The sequence below is a fragment of the Vibrio sp. 378 genome, assembly GCF_033339435.1.
On the sequence record NZ_JAWOUO010000874.1, the window covers coordinates 1 to 584 of the forward strand.

General features: G+C 39.4%; 1 pseudogene. It reads right to left on the reverse strand.

From position 1 onward, the window contains the following. Positions 1–153: 153 nt before the first annotated feature. Positions 154–584, reverse strand: a pseudogene (locus R7Q48_RS29340) (3-deoxy-D-manno-octulosonic acid transferase); the annotation flags it as partial.

Consider the following 584-nt stretch of genomic DNA (forward strand, 5'->3'; position numbering starts at 1 on the left):
TGGTTATAGTAGCCACCATCGCGAAGAGTACAGTCTAAAATTTTTTGCATAATGGATATTCTTTTTAAGTTAAACAGGTAATGTGCTTAGTACAGTAAAACATACAAGCTTAATAGTAAAAGTGAGGTATTTATCAAACTAATTATTAAGTTATTACTTATCACTTTTGGGGAGTAAGCTCATTGTTCGGTTTAGAGCGCCTTGATTGGATGAGGCCCATTTATTAGCATGCAAAGCTCGGAGTAAATATTTATCTTGTTGAGAAATGATCTCTGTAGTCCTTAGGGCAAGGGTCGTTGAGTCTGGCACAATTAAGATACCATCCACAGCTAGTAAGTTTTCAACAATCTCCTTAAAGTTGAAATAGCTGGGGCCAGTAATGATGACTTTTTCTAACATAGCAGGCTCTAGCACATTATGCCCACCGACCTTATTTCCAACTAGGCTTCCCCCCATAAAGCAGATGTCCGCTGCGCCCATCAAAGTTAGCATCTCACCCATTGTATCGCCTAGATATACTTGAGTATTAGTCTCTACTGCATGCGTTGAAGTACGACGCACAGTTTTAAATCCTTGCTGTTGGC